15 protein-coding genes are annotated in these 16429 nt (G+C 69.6%); 10 read left to right on the top strand and 5 right to left on the bottom strand.

Annotated elements, in window-relative coordinates; genetic code table 11:
• Positions 1-41 precede the first annotated feature (41 nt).
• Together EZH22_RS07825 and mraY are read left to right on the top strand one after the other, a co-directional pair.
• On the top strand, positions 42-1496 hold the full coding sequence (locus EZH22_RS07825) for a UDP-N-acetylmuramoylalanyl-D-glutamyl-2,6-diaminopimelate--D-alanyl-D-alanine ligase (RefSeq protein WP_203195121.1): 1455 nt from the start codon (positions 42-44) through the stop codon (positions 1494-1496).
• Positions 1497-1503: 7 nt separating this feature from the next.
• Positions 1504-2589, top strand: a complete 1086-nt coding sequence (mraY, locus tag EZH22_RS07820; protein ID WP_203195120.1) for a phospho-N-acetylmuramoyl-pentapeptide-transferase — start codon at positions 1504-1506, stop codon at positions 2587-2589.
• A gap of 70 nt (positions 2590-2659) precedes the next feature.
• On the opposite strand, the gene EZH22_RS07815 is transcribed toward mraY, so the two are convergent.
• Positions 2660-2878 carry a YgaP family membrane protein gene (locus EZH22_RS07815; RefSeq protein WP_203195119.1) on the bottom strand — a complete coding sequence of 73 codons (219 nt, stop codon included), beginning with the start codon at positions 2876-2878 and terminating at the stop codon, positions 2660-2662.
• Positions 2879-3055: 177 nt separating this feature from the next.
• On the opposite strand from EZH22_RS07815, the gene murD reads away from it, so the two are divergent.
• From murD to EZH22_RS07785, 7 genes are all read left to right on the top strand, one after another.
• Complete coding sequence (gene murD / locus EZH22_RS07810; protein ID WP_203195118.1) at positions 3056-4624, top strand: UDP-N-acetylmuramoyl-L-alanine--D-glutamate ligase; 1569 nt, start codon at positions 3056-3058, stop codon at positions 4622-4624.
• A gap of 95 nt (positions 4625-4719) precedes the next feature.
• A complete protein-coding gene (locus tag EZH22_RS07805; protein WP_203195117.1) occupies positions 4720-5622 on the top strand; it encodes a TIGR01459 family HAD-type hydrolase in 903 nt (300 codons plus the stop codon).
• 91 nt (positions 5623-5713) lie between these two features.
• Entirely contained in the window at positions 5714-6664 is a 951-nt protein-coding gene (locus EZH22_RS07800) for a bifunctional riboflavin kinase/FAD synthetase (protein ID WP_203195116.1), read from the top strand.
• Positions 6665-6732: 68 nt separating this feature from the next.
• Positions 6733-7980 (top strand): aminotransferase class I/II-fold pyridoxal phosphate-dependent enzyme, encoded by a 1248-nt coding sequence (locus EZH22_RS07795; RefSeq protein WP_203195115.1) that lies wholly within the window; start codon positions 6733-6735, stop codon positions 7978-7980.
• 15 nt (positions 7981-7995) lie between these two features.
• Complete coding sequence (locus EZH22_RS32820) at positions 7996-8565, top strand: DNA translocase FtsK 4TM domain-containing protein (protein WP_408647680.1); 570 nt, start codon at positions 7996-7998, stop codon at positions 8563-8565.
• A complete protein-coding gene (locus EZH22_RS07790) occupies positions 8520-10481 on the top strand; it encodes a DNA translocase FtsK (protein WP_408647679.1) in 1962 nt (653 codons plus the stop codon). Before EZH22_RS32820 ends, EZH22_RS07790 begins: the two co-directional genes overlap by 46 nt.
• Positions 10482-10594: 113 nt before the next feature.
• On the top strand, positions 10595-11485 hold the full coding sequence (locus EZH22_RS07785) for an outer-membrane lipoprotein carrier protein LolA (protein ID WP_203195114.1): 891 nt from the start codon (positions 10595-10597) through the stop codon (positions 11483-11485).
• Between the two features lie 36 nt (positions 11486-11521).
• Here EZH22_RS07785 and recR read toward each other — a convergent pair whose 3' ends face one another.
• Positions 11522-12127: a recombination mediator RecR gene (recR, locus tag EZH22_RS07780; RefSeq protein ID WP_203195113.1), complete on the bottom strand. Its 606-nt coding sequence runs from the start codon at positions 12125-12127 to the stop codon at positions 11522-11524.
• 893 nt (positions 12128-13020) lie between these two features.
• Between recR and EZH22_RS07775 the strand changes: the two genes are divergently transcribed.
• The gene (locus EZH22_RS07775) at positions 13021-13485 is read left to right on the top strand and encodes a MucR family transcriptional regulator (RefSeq protein WP_203195112.1); all 465 of its coding nucleotides are present in this window, start codon (positions 13021-13023) and stop codon (positions 13483-13485) included.
• A 271-nt stretch (positions 13486-13756) separates the two neighbouring features.
• Here EZH22_RS07775 and EZH22_RS07770 read toward each other — a convergent pair whose 3' ends face one another.
• The 3 genes from EZH22_RS07770 to rsmG all read right to left on the bottom strand — a co-directional run bounded on the left by EZH22_RS07770 (position 13757) and on the right by rsmG (position 16427).
• Positions 13757-14674, bottom strand: a complete 918-nt coding sequence (locus EZH22_RS07770; RefSeq protein WP_203195111.1) for a ParB/RepB/Spo0J family partition protein — start codon at positions 14672-14674, stop codon at positions 13757-13759.
• A gap of 137 nt (positions 14675-14811) precedes the next feature.
• Positions 14812-15678, bottom strand: a complete 867-nt coding sequence (locus EZH22_RS07765) for a ParA family protein (RefSeq protein WP_231711366.1) — start codon at positions 15676-15678, stop codon at positions 14812-14814.
• Complete coding sequence (rsmG, locus tag EZH22_RS07760) at positions 15675-16427, bottom strand: 16S rRNA (guanine(527)-N(7))-methyltransferase RsmG (protein WP_203195110.1); 753 nt, start codon at positions 16425-16427, stop codon at positions 15675-15677. Before rsmG ends, EZH22_RS07765 begins: the two co-directional genes overlap by 4 nt.
• Positions 16428-16429 lie beyond the last annotated feature (2 nt).

Genomic DNA, 16429 nt, shown 5'->3' with positions numbered 1-16429 from the left:
CCAGCGAGACGATCGGCGCGTGCTCCGGAGGAGGTAGCGGCATGAGCTTGAGCGGTCGGATCCTCCACACCGTCGCAGAGATGGCGGCGGCGATGGGCGCGGAGGTGCGCGGCACACCCGCCGACGCCACCGGCATCTCCATCGACAGCCGGACGCTCGCGCCGGGCGACGCCTTCTTCGCCATCGCCGGCGAGAACAGCGACGGCCATGCCTATGTGGCGAAGGCGCTGGCCGCCGGCGCCGCGCTGGCGGTGGTGTCGCGCGAGAAGGCCGGCGCATTGCCCGAGGACGACTTGCCCGAGGACGCCCCGCTCCTGGTGGTGGATGATGTGCTCGCCGGCCTCGCCGACCTTGCCCGCGCCAGCCGGGCGCGCACCTCCGCGCAGATCGTGGCCGTCACCGGATCGGTGGGCAAGACCACCACCAAGGAGGCCCTGCGCATCGCCCTCGGCGCCGATGGCGAAACCCACGCCTCCGCCGCCTCCTACAACAATCACTGGGGCGTGCCGCTCTCCCTCGCCCGGCTGCCGCGCGAGGCGCGCTACGGCGTGTTCGAGATCGGCATGAACCATCCCGGCGAGATCACCCCGCTGGTCCGGCTGGTGCGCCCGCACGTGGCCATCGTCACCACCGTCGAGCCGGTGCACATCGCCCAGTTCTCCTCCATCGAGGAGATCGCCGACGCCAAGGCGGAGATCTTCGACGGCATGGAGGACGGCGGCGCGGCGGTGCTCAACCTCGACAATCCGCTGTTCCCCCGCCTGAAGGCGGCGGCACAGGCCCGCGGCATCGAACGCATCGTCACCTTCGGCTCCGCCGAGGCGGCGGACGTGCGGCTGAAGGATGTGGCGCTGCAGTCCTACTGCTCGGTGGGGGTGGCCGACGTGATGGGCACCCCGGTGACCTTCAAGGTGGGCATGCCCGGCCGGCACATCGTGCAGAACATGCTGGCGGTGCTCGCCGCGGCCAAGCTCGTGGGCGCCGATCTGGCGCTGGCCGCCCTGGCCTTGTCGCGGCTGAAGCCGCCGCCGGGGCGCGGGGTGCCGATCCGGCTGCAGGTGAAGGGCGGACCGGCGACGCTGCTGGACGAGAGCTACAACGCCAACCCCGCCTCCATGCGCGCCGCCCTCGACGTGCTGAGCCGCACCCCGGTGGGGACACGCGGACGGCGCATCGCGGTGCTCGGCGACATGCTGGAGCTGGGCCCGGACGGCGAGGCGCACCATGCCGGCCTCGCCGAGGCGATCAAGACGGCGAAGATCGACCAGGTCTATTGCTGCGGGCCGCAGATGCACGCCTTGTGGCAGGCCCTTCCCTCGGAACGGCGTGGCGGTTATGCCATCCACGCGACCCATCTCGAACCCATGGTGGCAGTGGCCATCAGGGCCGGGGACACGCTCATGGTGAAGGGATCCAACGGCAGCCGCATGGGTCCGCTGGTCAAAAGCCTCTCGGAGCGCTTCCGCGCCGGCGAGGACGCGCTGCTCGAAGGATAATCTTCTTATGCTCCAGTGGCTTACCGAGTTTCACGCGTCGTTTTCCGCGTTCAACGTCTTCCGCTACATCACCTTCCGCACCGGCGGCGCGATGGTCACCGCGCTGCTGTTCGTGTTCCTGTTCGGGCCGGGCATGATCTCCACGCTCCGCCTCAAGCAGGGCAAGGGCCAGCCGATCCGCACCGACGGGCCGCAGTCGCACCTTCTGACCAAGAAGGGCACGCCCACCATGGGCGGGCTGATGATCCTGTCGGGCATCGTCGTCGCCACCCTGCTGTGGGCGAACCTCTCCAACCCCTACGTCTGGGTGGTGCTGCTGGTGACGCTCGGCTTCGGCCTCATCGGCTTCTACGACGACTACCTGAAGGTGACCAAGCAGACCCACAACGGCCTGTCCGGCAAGGCCCGCCTCGCCATCGAGGCGGTGATCGCGGGGGCCGCGGTGGCGGTCATCATGCACGTGGGCAAGCCGGGGCTCTCCACCTCCGTCGCCTTCCCCTTCTTCAAGGACCTGCTGCTGAACCTCGGCATCTTCTTCGCCATCTTCGGCATGTTCGTCATCGTGGCGGCGGGCAATGCGGTGAACCTCACCGACGGGCTCGACGGCCTCGCCATCGTGCCGGTGATGATCGCGGCCGGCTCGTTCGGCTTCATCGCCTACCTCGCCGGCAACGTGGTGTTCGCCGACTACCTGCAGATCAACTACGTGGCCGGCGTCGGCGAGCTGGCGGTGGTGTGCGGCGCGCTGATGGGGGCTGGCCTCGGCTTCCTGTGGTTCAACGCGCCCCCGGCCCAGGTGTTCATGGGCGACACCGGCTCGCTGGCGCTGGGCGGCCTGCTCGGCACGGTGGCGGTGGCGACCAAGCACGAGATCGTGCTGGCGGTCATCGGCGGCCTGTTCGTGCTGGAGGCGGTGTCGGTGATCGTGCAGGTGGTTTCGTTCAAGCTCACCGGCAAGCGCGTGTTCAAGATGGCCCCCATCCACCACCATTTCGAGCAGCTCGGCTGGACCGAGCCGCAGGTGGTGATCCGCTTCTGGATCGTCGCCGTGGTGCTGGCGCTGGCCGGGCTGGCAACGCTGAAGCTCAGGTGAGGCCGGCATCTTTCCCCGAGACGGGAAGGGCCCGCGGGAATGTCTCCCCGGGCCCTTTCTCATGTTCGGTTCACTTGGTGTCGCAGGTATTCACCCCGAACGGCACATAGGCCGGGCAGAAGCGGAACACGGCGGTGAGCAGCATCACCAGCCCCACCGCCCCGATCACCCAGGCCCAGTTGCCGAGACCCGCCAGCGCCGGCACGGCCGGCGCCGCGAACGGCACCAGGATCAGCGCGACACCGACGATGAACCGCAGCACGCGGTCGACGCCACCCACATTGCTCATGGCCTATCCTCCACCCTCGCCACTCATCAGACATTCAGTGTTCTGAATGTCGACATGGGTCAAGGGCGGGATTTCCCGTAGGTCGCCTGTGGATGCGAAAGGCGGTCGCGCTTTCCGCGGCTTTGTTCTAGACGGGAAGCTGACGTTCCATTGCCGCACCGGATTTTTCGCACCGCCATGATCCCCGTCACCGTCTTCAAGGACCAGACCGTCGCCCTTTTCGGGCTGGGCGGCTCCGGGCTCGCCACCGCCGAGGCGCTCAAGGCCGGCGGGGCGCATGTCATCGCCTATGACGATGCCGAAGCCTCCCGCCGCAAGGCCGGCGAGGCGGATATCACCGTCCAGGACCTCCGCTCCATCGACTGGACCATCGTCCGGGCCCTCGTCCTCGCGCCCGGCGTGCCACTGACGCATCCCGAGCCGCACTGGTCGGTGAAGCTCGCGCGCGGCGCGGGCGTCGAGGTCATCGGCGACATCGAATTGTTCTGCCGGGAGCGGCACGCCATCGCCCGGCGCTCGCCGTTCATCGCTATCACCGGCACCAACGGCAAGTCCACGACCACGGCGCTGATCACCCACATCCTGCGGGTGGCCGGGCGCGACGTGCAGATGGGCGGCAACATCGGCACCGCCATCCTGTCGCTGGCCCCGCCCAAGCCGAGCCGGGTGCACGTGGTGGAGTGCTCTTCCTACCAGATCGACCTTGCCCCCAGCCTCGACCCGTCCGTGGGCGTGATGCTCAACGTCACCCCCGACCATCTCGACCGGCATGGCACGCTGGAAAATTACGCGGCGGTCAAGGAACGCCTCGTCACCGGCGTCGAGGGCACCGGCACCGCCGTGGTGGGTGTCGACGACACCTTCTCCGCCGCCATGGCCGATCGCGCCGAGCAGGCCGGCACCCACGTGGTGCGCGTCTCGGTGAAGCGGCCGCTGGCGGACGGCGTCTGGCGCGAGGGCGAGACGCTGGTGGTGTCCGAGGGCGGCGCCGAGCGATTCCGCCTGCCGCTCGGCGGCATCGGCTCCCTGCGCGGGGCCCACAACGCCCAGAACGCCGCCGCCGCCTACGCCGCCTGCCGCGCCGTGGGCGTCGCCCCGGAGGTGATCGCGGTGGCCATGAAGCGCTTCCCCGGCCTCGCCCACCGCATGGAGGAAGTGGCCAACAAGGGCCCGGTGCTGTTCGTCAACGACAGCAAGGCCACCAATGCCGACGCGGCCGAGCGGGCGCTGTCGAGCTTCAAGGACATCTTCTGGATCGTCGGCGGCAAGCCCAAGATGGGCGGCATCGCACCGCTGGCCCCCCTGTTTGACCGGGTGGTGAAAGCCTACCTCATCGGCGAGGCGGCGGACGACTTCGCGGCGACTCTGGGCGCGGCGGTTCCCCACGAGATCGCCGGCACCCTCGACACCGCGGTGGCGGCGGCGGCCCGCGATGCGGAAGCCTCCGGCCGGCCCGAGCCGGTGGTCCTGTTGTCGCCGGCCTGCGCCAGCTTCGACCAGTTCCCCAATTTCGAGGTGCGCGGCGACGCCTTCCGCGCGGCGGTGAAGCAGGTGCCGGGGGTCGAGGTGCGCACGAAATCCACCACCCCCGCCGCCCAGAAGGAGCCGCCCAAGGGCGCACACCCAGGCGCGCACCCGGGCGGGCATCCCGGGGGCCACCCCGGCGGCGCGCCGCATGGCATGGGCAATCCCCATGGCGGCGGCCATCCCCATGGCGCGGGTCATCCGGGCAAAGGACATCCCTGAGGCCGGAGCCTCCGCGGCCCCGCGAACCGATCACCCGCCCTTGTCGTTCCCTTCCCGTCATGGCACCTGTGCGCCGCACAAGAGGAGAGGACACGATGGCCGACGGCAGCAACGGAACGACACGGACACGCCCGCACGCGCCGCCCATGGTGTCCGGCCTCTCCGCCTTCGCCGACGCGTACGACCTGATCTTGTGCGACGTCTGGGGCGTGATCCACAACGGCGTCGCGGCATTCCCCGCCGCCTGCGATGCCCTCGCCCGCGCCCGGGCGGGCGGGGCGACGGTGGTCCTCGTCTCCAATGCGCCGCGGCCGAACCGATTCGTCCAGCAGATGCTGGACGGCTTCGGCGTGCCGCGCACCGCCTATGACGCCATCGTCACCTCCGGCGACGTCACCCGCGACGTGCTGGCGGCGCGGCCGGGCGCACGCATGTTCCACCTGGGCCCGCCCCGCGACCTCGGCACCTTCGAGGACCTCGACCTCGTCGCCTCCGGCCTCGACGAAGCCCAGATCGTGGTCTGCACCGGGCTCGTCGACGATGACGTGGAGACGCCGGACGACTATCAGGCGACCCTCGCGGCCATGAAAGCCCGCAAGATCCCGCTGGTGTGCGCCAATCCGGATCTGGTGGTGGAACGGGGCGACAAGCTCATCTACTGCGCCGGCGCCATCGCCCTCGCTTATGAGGAGATGGGCGGCGAGGCCATCTGGTGCGGCAAGCCCTACCGCCCGATCTACGACACCGCCCTGGTGCGCGGCGAGGCGATCCGCGGCAAGGCCATCGACCGCGCCCGGATCCTGGGCATCGGCGACGCCCTGCGCACCGACATCACCGGCGCCAACGATGCCGGCTTCGACAGCCTGTTCATCTCCGGCGGCATCCATGCCCAGGAGCTGAAATCCATGGACGGCGCCATTCCGGACACCGAATCCCTCGCCGACCTGTTCACCGGCCACGCTCATCCGCGCGGCGTCATGCCCCGTCTCGCCTGGTGAGGCGCGGCGGCCTTGACGCCGCTGCCCGTCAAAGCCTAGAGCCGAACGCAGGACATTCCGCCGAAGCCGAAGGCAAGGCCCCCGCCCGCCGATGACACAGACGCCATCTTCCGCCTTCGTCCTGGTCCGCGATGCCGAGCCGCTGCCGCCGGCCCTCGCGCACCCGGTGATCGCCATCGGCAATTTCGACGGCGTGCACCGCGGTCACCGTGCGGTGTTCGACACCGCCCGCACCATGGCGCGGGACGGCGGGGTTCCCGCCCTCGCGCTGACCTTCGAGCCGCACCCGCGCACCTTCTTCAATCCGGCCACCGCGCCGTTCCGCCTCACCCCCGAGCCGCAGAAGCTCCAGTACATCGCCGAAACCGGCCTTGCCGGCGCCATCGTGCTGCCGTTCGACGCGGCCCTGGCGTCCATGGAGGCGGAGGACTTCGTGCGCCGGATCCTGGTGGAGCGCTATGCGGTCACCGGCGTGGCGGTGGGGTTCGATTTCCATTTCGGCCGTGGCCGCGCCGGCTCACCCGCCTTCCTCCAGGAGGCCGGGCGCCGCCATGGCTTCCAGGTGAAGGTGGTGGAGCCCATGCGCGACGAGGACGACGCCATCTCCTCCACCGCCGTCCGCCAGGCCCTCGCATCGGGGCAGGTGGGCCACGCCGCGCACATGCTGGGGCGGCCCTTCACGGTGTCCGCCGAGGTGATCCACGGCGACAAGCGTGGCCGCACCATCGGCTTCCCCACCGCCAACCTCGCCTTGCCGGCGGACCTGGAGCTTGCCTTCGGCATCTACGCAGTGCGCGCGGTCACTCCCGCCGGCCGGTTCGACGGCGTCGCCAATTACGGGCGCCGGCCTACCTTCGACAACGGCCGCGCCCTGCTTGAGGTGCACCTGTTCGACTATTCCGGCGACCTCTACGGCGTGACGCTGGACGTGGAATTCCACGCCTTCCTGCGGCCGGAGCTCAAGTTCGACGGCATCGATGCCCTCGTCGCCCAGATCCGGGCGGATGCGGAGCAGGCGCGCGAGGTCCTCGCCAAGGTGTGATCGATCCCCTGGAAGCGGGTTTGAGTTAGCCGCACCTTAACCGGCTGGGCCCCATTCTGGCGCCGACCATGATCGCCGCCAGGAAAGTCCGCACCCCCGTGCCAGCCCCCGCAGCGCCCGCCGAGGATCGCCGCTCGCCCTTCATCCGCCTCGCCGACCTGCTGGCGGGGATCGATCCCGGCCGCCAGCCGCTCAGCGCCGCCGTGGGCGAGCCGCAGCATGCCATGCCCGATTTCGTCGGTCCGGCGCTGGCCGCCGCCCTGCCCGGCTTCGGCCGCTATCCCCGCGCCGAGGGAACGCCGACCTTCCGCGCCGCCGCCGCCCGCTGGCTGGCGCGGCGCTACGACCTCGCCCGCCCCGTCGACGCGGAGCGTGAGGTGCTGGCGCTGAACGGCTCGCGCGAGGGCCTGTTCTCCGCCGCCATCGTCGCGCGACGGCTCACCGATCCAAACAAGGGCGCGAAGGGCCGGCCGGCCATGCTGCTGCCCAATCCCTTCTATGCCGCCTATGCTGCCGGGGCCGAGGCCGCCGGGTGCGAGGCGGTGGTGGTGCCCACCACCCGGGACAGCGGCTGGCTGCCCGATCTCGACGCCCTCGACACCGATTTGCTGGAGCGCACGGTGGCCATCTACGTGGCCTCCCCCGCCAATCCGCAGGGCGCCATCGCCTCCGCCGCCTATCTCGGACGGGCGCTGGAGTTGGCCCGCCGCCACGGCGCCTTCCTGTTCTCCGACGAATGCTATTCGGAGATCTATCTGGGCGCGCAAAAGCCGCCCGGCATCCTGGAGGTGGCGGGCGGAGACTTCAGCCGCGCGGTGGCCTTCAACTCACTCTCCAAGCGCTCGTCCCTGCCCGGGCTGCGCTGCGGCTTCTGCGCGGGTGACCCGTCCTTCCTCAAGGATTTCCTCGCCTTCCGCTGGGTCGCGGCGCCGCAGGTGCCCGAACCGCTCCAGGCGGTGGCGGTGGCGGCGCTGGAGGACGAGGCGCACGTCACCCACTCCCGCGATCTCTACAAGGCCAAGTTCGACCTCGCCGACCGCATGCTCGCGGGCCGCTTCGGCTATGAGCGGCCGGGCGGCGGCTTCTTCCTGTGGCTCGACGTCTCGCACCTCGCCGATGGCAACCTCTCCGGGGGCGAGGCGGCGGCGGTGAAGCTGTGGCGCGAGCAAGGCCTGCGCACCGTGCCGGGCGGCTACCTCGCCCGGCGCGACCTGTCCGGCGCCAATCCGTGCGCGGATTTCCTGCGCGTCGCCCTGGTCCAGGACCTTCCCACCTGCGAGGAGGTGCTGAAGCGCCTCGTCGCCGCCCTCGCGTGAAGGAGAGCCGAGCCGATGCCGATGGCGCGCCGCCGACCCTCTGCCGATGCCGTGCTCAACACCCGCACCATCGCCCCCGCCCCGCGGTTCGATCTCATTCCCGAGGGCCTGCGGCTCGCCGTGCGGCGACGCGGGCGCGAGATCGTCGGGGCGCTGCTGATCCTCGCCGTCCTCACCAGCTTCCTGGCCCTCGGCAGCTGGCGGGTGACCGATCCGAGCCTGTCCAACGCCACCCACGCGCCGGTCGCGAACCTCCTTGGCGCTCCCGGCGCGGTGGTGGCTGACCTGCTGGTCCAGCTGTTCGGCCTCGCGTCCCTCGCGGTGCTGCTGCCGCCGCTCTATTGCGGCTGGCGGCTGGTGACCCACCGGCCCTTCACCCACGAGCGCATGCGCGTCACCTTCTGGATCCTCGGCGTGCTCGGCACCACCGCGTTCCTGAGCGCGCTGCCGCAACCCCAGAGCTGGCCCGGCCTCACCGGGCTCGGCGGGGCGCTGGGCGACCTGTTTCCCCGCGCCATGGGGGTGATCCGGGGTCTGCCGTGGGCGCCCTCGACAACATCGTCGCCGGCACGGCCGGGCTGCTGATCGGCGCCGCGGGGCTGTACTTCGCGGTCAGCGGCGGCCGCCGCACGCCGCTCCGGGCCGCCACCGCCGATGAACTCCCCGGCGAGATCGGCGGCGACGACGAGGACGACGACGGCACCGCCATCTCCCTCGGTGCCCTCACCCACACCTTCCTGTCATGGAAGGCGCGCCTCGCCGGAGCCGGGCTTCTGGGCCGCAAGCCGTTGCCGCGGCGCGGCGCGGCCGACGCCGCCGCCGTCGCCGCGGCGCGGGTCCGGGCCAGCGAAGGCCGGGTGGAACCGCGCATGGGCGGCGGCGCCCCCGCCTCCCCGTCCGACGACGCGCCGGTCGCGGCGCCGGCCGAACGCACCGCCCCGGGGCGCGAGCGCGCCTCCGGCAAGCGCAGCGGCCGGCGCGCCGGCTACCAGCATCCGTCCCTCGACCTTCTCACCCCTGCGGCGGCGAGCAAGGCCCCCGCCATGAGCCCGGAGGCGCTGGCGGAAACCGCGCGGCAGCTCGAAACCACCCTCGAGGATTTCGGCGTGCGCGGCGACATTGGCCAGGTGCGCCCCGGCCCGGTGGTCACGCTCTATGAGCTGGAGCCGGCGCCCGGCATCAAGTCGTCCCGCGTCATCGGCCTCGCCGACGACATCGCCCGCTCCATGAGCGCCGTGTCGGCCCGCGTCGCCGTGGTGCCCGGCCGCAACGCCATCGGCATCGAGCTGCCCAATTCCAAGCGCGACAAGGTGCTGCTGCGCGAGCTGATCGCCACCAAGGACTTCGGCGATTCCGGCCACAAGCTCGCCATCGCCCTGGGCAAGACCATCGACGGCGATCCGGTCATCGTCGACCTCGCCCGCATGCCGCACCTGCTGGTGGCCGGCACCACCGGCTCCGGCAAGTCGGTGGCCATCAACACCATGATCCTGTCCCTGCTCTACCGGCTGAAGCCGGAGCAGTGCCGGCTGATCATGGTCGACCCCAAGATGCTGGAGCTCTCCGTCTATGACGGCATCCCGCATCTCCTCGCCCCCGTGGTCACCGATCCGAAGAAGGCGGTGGTGGCGCTCAAGTGGGCGGTGAAGGAGATGGAGGACCGCTACAAGAAGATGTCGAAGCTCGGGGTGCGCAACATCGATGGCTTCAATGCCCGGGTGAAGGATTCGGTGGAGCGCGGCGAGGCCCTCGCCCGCACCGTGCAGACCGGCTTCGACCACGACACGGGCGAAGCCATCTACGAGCGCGAGGAGATGAACCTCGAGCCTCTGCCCTACATCGTGGTCATCGTCGACGAGATGGCCGATCTGATGCTGGTGGCCGGCAAGGACATCGAGGGCGCCATCCAGCGCCTCGCCCAGATGGCGCGGGCCGCCGGCATCCACCTGGTGATGGCCACCCAGCGCCCGTCCGTGGACGTGATCACCGGCACCATCAAGGCCAATTTCCCCACCCGGATCTCCTTCCAGGTCACCTCCAAGATCGACAGCCGCACCATCCTCGGCGAAATGGGGGCCGAGCAGCTGCTCGGCCAGGGCGACATGCTCTACATGGCCGGCGGCGGGCGCATCTCGCGCGTGCACGGGCCCTTCGTCTCCGACGAGGAGGTGGAGAGCGTGGTGAGGCACCTCAAGGCCCAGGGCGCTCCCTCGTATGTGGAGGCGGTCACCGCCGAGGACGACGCCGAAGGCGAGGACGGCGACGGCGCCGTGTTCGACAAGGGCGGCTTCGGCGAGGAGGGGCAGGACCTTTATTCCCAGGCGGTGGCGGTGGTCGTGCGCGACCGCAAGTGTTCCACCTCCTACATCCAGCGCCGGCTGCAGATCGGCTACAACCGGGCCGCCTCACTGGTGGAGCGCATGGAAAAGGAGGGCCTCGTCGGCTCCCCCAACCATGCCGGCAAGCGGGAAATCCTGATGCCGGAAGAAGCCGCCGAATAACCCCGCCCGCCGCGCGGCCCTTGCAAGACGCGCGGCCGGGCCACAGGATCGCCATAGGCTGGCGCTAGGAGAGCCCTCCCGCCCGCCTCGAACGCCTCGCCCCAGAGAACCCCATGATGCCGAGCCGCCACCTCTTCCCCGCCCTCCGTCTTCGCGGCATCGCGCCGATGCCGCAGCGGGGCTGGGGATTGCGCCGCGCGGCCGGGATCGGCGGGTTCGGCCTCGCGCTGGCGCTGGCGCTCCTTCCGGGCACCGTCGCGCACGGCCAGGCGCTCCAGCCCCCCGGCGACCTGATGCGCCCGCAGGGGCAGGCCCAGAAGCCGGCGACGCCCGCCGCGCCCTTCACCGCTCCGCTGCCGCCGCACCGCCCGGCCCAGGCAGCCGGAGCCGGGTCCGCCGACGGCATCACCCTCGCCCAAGCCAAGCCGACCGGCCAGGCGAAGCCCGGTTCGGCCGCGCCCGACGGCCGCGCCGCCCGCTCGACCATCGACCGGGTGACCAACTACTACAATTCGGTGCAGGCCCTGAGCGGCAACTTCACCCAGATCGACCCCGACGGCTCTCGCCGCACCGGCGACTTCTACATGCAGAAGCCGGGGCGGGTGCGCTTCGAATACGATCCGCCGAGCCCGGTGGAACTGATCTCCAACGGGCAATCGGTGGCGGTGCGGGATCGCAAGCTCAACACCCAGGACATCACGCCGCTCTCGCAGACGCCGCTGCGCTTCCTGCTCGCCGAGCAGATCGACCTGGCCACCGACCCGCACGTGACCGGCGTATTCCAAGACGACAACTTCGTCAGCGTGGTGATGCAGGAGCAGGTGCCCATGATCGGGACCTACCGCCTGATCATCCTGTTCGACACCAAGACTTCGGCGCTGAAACAGTGGATCGTCACCGATCCGCAGGGCTACGACACCCAGGTCACGCTCACCAACGCCCAGGTCAACAAGCGGCCGGATCCCAAGCTCTTCGTCATCAACTTCGAGCGCATGCTGCAGTAAGCGGGCACGTCTCGCCGCTGCCGGGCGGCGGCGCGATCACATTTGCGTGCGCGCGCGAATGGCCGCCGACAGCGTTCCTTCGTCCAGATAATCCAGCTCGCCGCCCACCGGCACGCCTTGGGCGAGGCGCGTGATGCGCACCGGGACCTCGCGCAGAAGATCGGTGATGTAGTGCGCCGTGGTCTGGCCGTCCACGGTGGCGCCGAGGGCGAGGATGACCTCCGCCACCTTGTCCTCATGCACCCGCGCCACCAGTTTCGGCAGGTTGAGGTCGTCGGGCCCGACCCCGTCGAGCGGCGAGAGCACGCCGCCGAGCACGTGATAGCGCGCATTCAGCACACCCGCCCGCTCGAGCGCCCACAGATCCCCCACGTCGGCGACCACCACCAGTGTACTGGATTCCCGCTGCGGATCGCCGCAGATGGTGCAGGGGTCGCAGACATCCACATTGCCGCAGCGGCGGCATTCCACGATCTTGCCCAGCGCATCGGCGAGCGCGGCCGCCAGCGGCGCCATCAGCGCTTCCCGCTTCTTGATGAGGTGCAGCGCCACCCGGCGGGCAGAACGCGGCCCAAGGCCGGGCAGCCGCGCGATGAGCTGGATCAGGCGCTCGATCTCTGGACCGGCGACGGCACGGGGCATGTGCGCGGGAACTCCTTCAGGCCCGATCGACCGGATGCCGGGCGTTCCCCGGGGAAAAACCGGTGGTCGACCGCCGCGCTCACCCATGAGCTCGATGGTCGAAGGTTCTCTAGAGCATTTTCCGGCTCCGTTGAATCGCGAAGATGCTCCGCCCGCCTGCCGCGGTATGTTTCCTTCCTGCGGCTAGCGACGTCGAGCGCGCGAAAACGCTCATAATTGTGATCCGGTTGACAGGAGCCGGGCTTGTTTTCGACGCGCCGCCGACCCGTTCCTTCGCCGGCATATCCGGTTGAACCGGACCAGCGCACCCTCCTTTGCTTTGGCGGGTCTCGCCTGAGCCAGCCAATGCGGGGGAAACGGCGAGGCGCAGCCATATACCGCTACGTGAACACGCGTCTGGACTTTGCGTCGACCCCGGAAAAATAGAGATCATCCTGCTCCGCGCCGCACAGGACGTGCCCAGAGTGGGCCATGCGCAAGAACACGACATGCGACCTTCAGTTGCGCGACTTCTCAGCTGTACTTTCCTGCAGAGGCACAGAAAAAGTCCCGATCTTCGCAGGCCGCGCGGACCCGCCGACAGGGCTGGAGCCGGTCGCGTCCTGCGCCGCACCGGGGGAACAGCTCACCCTACCGATGATTTCAACTGTCCGGACCGCGATTCGCCGTCTTCGGAATGATCAAGATGACGCGCGCCCGCACTCTCACAGCCCCGGATCAGAGCCCACAAATCCGCACTATTTCTGGATCTTCAAGAGTTTTCGCAACACGGATTGTATTTCTTCCGGCTGGTGCTATACACTATTTGTGAAAGCTCAGATGCCGACTAGGCATCGGTCGGCGGCGATGCTCCGGCTCCGACCATTGCAACGACCAAGCAGAAAGGACCTCCCGTGAGCGACTCCGCTTCCAATTCTCCGTCGACGGGCCACATCGACTTCACGACAGAAATCGTTGCGGCCTATGTCAGCAACAACAGCGTGGCCGCGACCGAGCTTCCCGCCCTCATCGAGTCGGTCTATCGCGCCCTCGGCCAGCTCGGCACGCCGGCCGCCGCGCCGGTGGAAGAGCAGAAGCCTGCGGTTCCTCTGAAGAAGTCGGTGACGCCGGAATACATCATCTGCCTGGAGGACGGGAAGAAGTTCAAGTCGCTGAAGCGCCATCTGCGCACCAGCTACGGCATGACCCCCGACGCCTATCGCGAGAAGTGGGGCCTGCCCAAGGACTATCCCATGGTGGCCCCGGCCTATGCCGCCGCCCGCTCCGAGCTCGCCAAGAACATGGGCCTCGGCCAGACCCGCAAGAAGGCGGCTCCCGCCCCGGCCAAGAAGCCCACCCGCCGCAAGGCTGCGGCCTGATCCACTCGGGCGCCGGACCGGCCAGATTGCATTGCAGCCTGATCGGATCCGGCCCTGAGGTCTCTCAAGCCGGGCGCTTCCCGGTTACGAGACGAAAAAGCGACCCCGAAAGACTTGGAGTGTTTTTCCGTTTCCGTGAAGCGACGCAAGCACTCCAGGGCCTTTCAGGAGAGCGTTTCAAAACCCCGCCCGGCCATCGCGCCGGGCTTTTATTTTGCGTGGCTCCCGGCGAAGCTTCTCAGCATCGGTCAAAAGAGCAGGGCCGTTGCCATCAATCCAGGCCAAGACGGCGACAGATCTCGTCCAGTTGCTCAAGACTCGCATAGCGGATCTTCAGTTCGCCGGCTTCGCCCGCCCCCTCGACGCTCACAGTAAGCCCCAGAGCATCCGACAGACGCTTCTCCAGCGCCCGAACATCCGCGCTCTTGCGCTCGGGTGCGGCCTTCCCCTTGCCGGCCGCGCCGCCACCCGTGGCCGCCGGCGGGGCGACAAGCGCCGCGCGCGTCTTCGACAGCGCCTCCACGTCGCGGACGGTCAGGCCCTTCTCCACCACGTCCCGGGCCATGCGCTCGGGATCGGCGCAGGCCAGCAGCGCGCGGGCATGGCCGGCGGTGAGCCGCCCGTCCGCCAGATACCCCATCACGCTCGCCGGCAGCTTCAGCAGGCGCAGGGTATTAGCGATATGGCTGCGGCTCTTGCCGATGACCTTGGCGAGATCGTTCTGGCTGTACTTGAACTCCTCCATCAGGGCCTCATAGCCCTGCGCTTCTTCCACCGCGTTCAGGTCGGCGCGCTGGACGTTTTCGATGATGGCGATCTCGAGCGCCTCGCGATCGGTGAGTTCCAGCACCACCACCGGCACCTCGTGCAGCGCGGCGCGCTGGGCCGCGCGCCAGCGCCGCTCGCCAGCGACGATCTCGAAGCTGTCGGATCCCTTGAGCGGCCGCACCACGATGGGCTGGATGATGCCCTTCTCCCGGATCGAGGCGGTGAGATCCTCCAGGCCCTCCTCCAGGAAGGCCCGGCGCGGATTGCGCGGATTGGGCCTGACGTGCTCGATGGGCACCCGGCGCGGGCCGCCGCGGCCGGCCGGGGCGCGGCCCGTCGCCGGCGCCTGGGGCTCCCCCATCTCCCCGATGAGCGCCGCAAGTCCCCGGCCGAGCCGGGAGGAGCGCTGTTCGTCCGCCATGGTCTTCTTCTTCCGCTTGCCCGGCGCGCGGCCGGCCCGAAGGGCGGCCCGCGCTCCCACTCCCCACGAGAGCAGACTTCAACCCTGAGACGCGTGCGCGTTGCACGCCTCATCCCCGGGCGTCCGGCTCCCACACCTCAGGCGGCAGCCACCGCCCGCGCCGCGCGCTCGCGCTGGATCACCTCTGATGCAAGCCGCAGATAGGCCTGCGAGCCCACGCACTTGAGGTCGTAGAGCAGCACCGGCTTGCCGTAGGACGGCGCCTCGGACACCCGCACATTGCGCGGGATCACGGTCTCGTAGACCTTGTCGCCCATGAACTGCCGCACATCCTGCACCACTTGCTCGGACAGGTTGTTGCGCCCGTCATACATGGTCAGCACGATGCCGTGGATGGTCAGGCCCGGATTGAGCCCGGTGCGCACCTGCTCCACCGTCTTCAAGAGCTGGGACAGGCCTTCGAGGGCGAAGAACTCGCACTGCAGCGGCACCACGATGGCATCCGCCGCCGCCATGGCATTCACCGTGAGCAGCGAGAGGGACGGGGGGCAGTCCACCAGCACATAGGTGAAGCGCGGCCCCTCGGGATCCTCGGCGAGGGCCTTGAGCGCATTGCGCAGCCGGAAGGCGCGGTCGCGCTCGGCGGCGATCTCCAGCTCCAGGCCCGACAGATCGAGGGTGGACGGCGCCACATAAAGCTGCGGCACGCCGGTCTCCATCACCGTCTCGCGCATGCTGGCCTCGCCGATGAGCACGTCGTAGGTGGAGAGGCGGCGGGCGCGCCGGTCGATGCCGAGGCCGGTGGAGGCATTGCCCTGCGGGTCGAGGTCCACCACCAGCACCGTCTCGCCGATGGCGGCCAGCGCCGTGCCGAGATTGATGGCCGTGGTGGTCTTGCCGACGCCGCCCTTCTGGTTGGCCAGCGCGAGCACCCGGGGGCTGCCGGGAATGCCGCCGGCAGGGGAGGCGGGGTGCGTTTGGGAAGGATCGCGAGTTTCGGTCATGGCGCCTTGGTCCTCGACGCGTCGACTGCGGGCGGTTCGCCGCTGGCGCGCGGCTCCTTCTGGAGGCCCCCCGCGCCGAAAAGTGATTCGGAAGCTTCGCTCCCGCGCCGCGCGCCCCGCACCAGGAGGATCTTCCCGTGGGGATCGCTCGCGCTGGCGCGAAGGTTAAAGTCGAGTGTCCAGCCTTTGCGGGCGTCGGTCAATTCTTGCTCGGCGTCGCGGCCCTTCGGAAACACGCCGATGGCGCCTGCTTCGAGGAAAGGCGCGGCCAGTTCCAGCAGCTTCGGCAGTGGCGCGAGCGCCCGGGCCGAGACCACATGCGTGCCCGGGGCGAGCTGCTGCGCCACCTGCTCGATGCGCACCGCGTGGACGGTGACCGGCAAGTCCGCGACCCGCGCCGCTTCCCGCAGGAAGGCGGCCTTGCGGGTGTCGCTCTCCACCAGATGCACCGCGCTGCCGCCGCGCTCCGCCAGCACCGCCGCCACCACCAGGCCCGGGAATCCGCCGCCCGAGCCGAGATCCACCCAGCGCAGGGGATTTTTCGAAACGTGGTGAACCAATTGTAAAGAATCCCCCACATGCCGGCGCCACAGCTCCGGCAGGGTGGCGGGAGCCACCAGATTGATGGTCTTCTGCCACTTCACCAGAAGCTGCGCGATGGCGTCGAGCCGCCGGAATGTTTCACGTGAAACGGCCCGCTCCGCGTCGGCGCGGCCCGGCTCGGTTCCCGTCTCCCGCTGCCCCTTCATGC

Source organism: Xanthobacter dioxanivorans (genome assembly GCF_016807805.1).
GTDB lineage: Bacteria > Pseudomonadota > Alphaproteobacteria > Rhizobiales > Xanthobacteraceae > Xanthobacter > Xanthobacter dioxanivorans.
Note: the sequence above shows the minus strand (reverse complement) of the source record. Positions and strands in the feature narration are given on the sequence as shown.

Coding starts and splice junctions, on each gene's coding strand:
- EZH22_RS07770 (WP_203195111.1), bottom strand. CDS start 14,674: ATGGCGGACGAACAGCGCTCCTCCCGGCTCGGCCGGGGACTTGCGGCG.
- murD (WP_203195118.1), top strand. CDS start 3,056: ATGATCCCCGTCACCGTCTTCAAGGACCAGACCGTCGCCCTTTTCGGG.
- EZH22_RS07795 (WP_203195115.1), top strand. CDS start 6,733: ATGATCGCCGCCAGGAAAGTCCGCACCCCCGTGCCAGCCCCCGCAGCG.
- EZH22_RS07785 (WP_203195114.1), top strand. CDS start 10,595: ATGATGCCGAGCCGCCACCTCTTCCCCGCCCTCCGTCTTCGCGGCATC.
- EZH22_RS07765 (WP_231711366.1), bottom strand. CDS start 15,678: ATGACCGAAACTCGCGATCCTTCCCAAACGCACCCCGCCTCCCCTGCC.
- EZH22_RS07800 (WP_203195116.1), top strand. CDS start 5,714: ATGACACAGACGCCATCTTCCGCCTTCGTCCTGGTCCGCGATGCCGAG.
- recR (WP_203195113.1), bottom strand. CDS start 12,127: ATGCCCCGTGCCGTCGCCGGTCCAGAGATCGAGCGCCTGATCCAGCTC.
- rsmG (WP_203195110.1), bottom strand. CDS start 16,427: ATGAAGGGGCAGCGGGAGACGGGAACCGAGCCGGGCCGCGCCGACGCG.
- EZH22_RS32820 (WP_408647680.1), top strand. CDS start 7,996: ATGCCGATGGCGCGCCGCCGACCCTCTGCCGATGCCGTGCTCAACACC.
- EZH22_RS07815 (WP_203195119.1), bottom strand. CDS start 2,878: ATGAGCAATGTGGGTGGCGTCGACCGCGTGCTGCGGTTCATCGTCGGT.
- mraY (WP_203195120.1), top strand. CDS start 1,504: ATGCTCCAGTGGCTTACCGAGTTTCACGCGTCGTTTTCCGCGTTCAAC.
- EZH22_RS07805 (WP_203195117.1), top strand. CDS start 4,720: ATGGCCGACGGCAGCAACGGAACGACACGGACACGCCCGCACGCGCCG.
- EZH22_RS07825 (WP_203195121.1), top strand. CDS start 42: ATGAGCTTGAGCGGTCGGATCCTCCACACCGTCGCAGAGATGGCGGCG.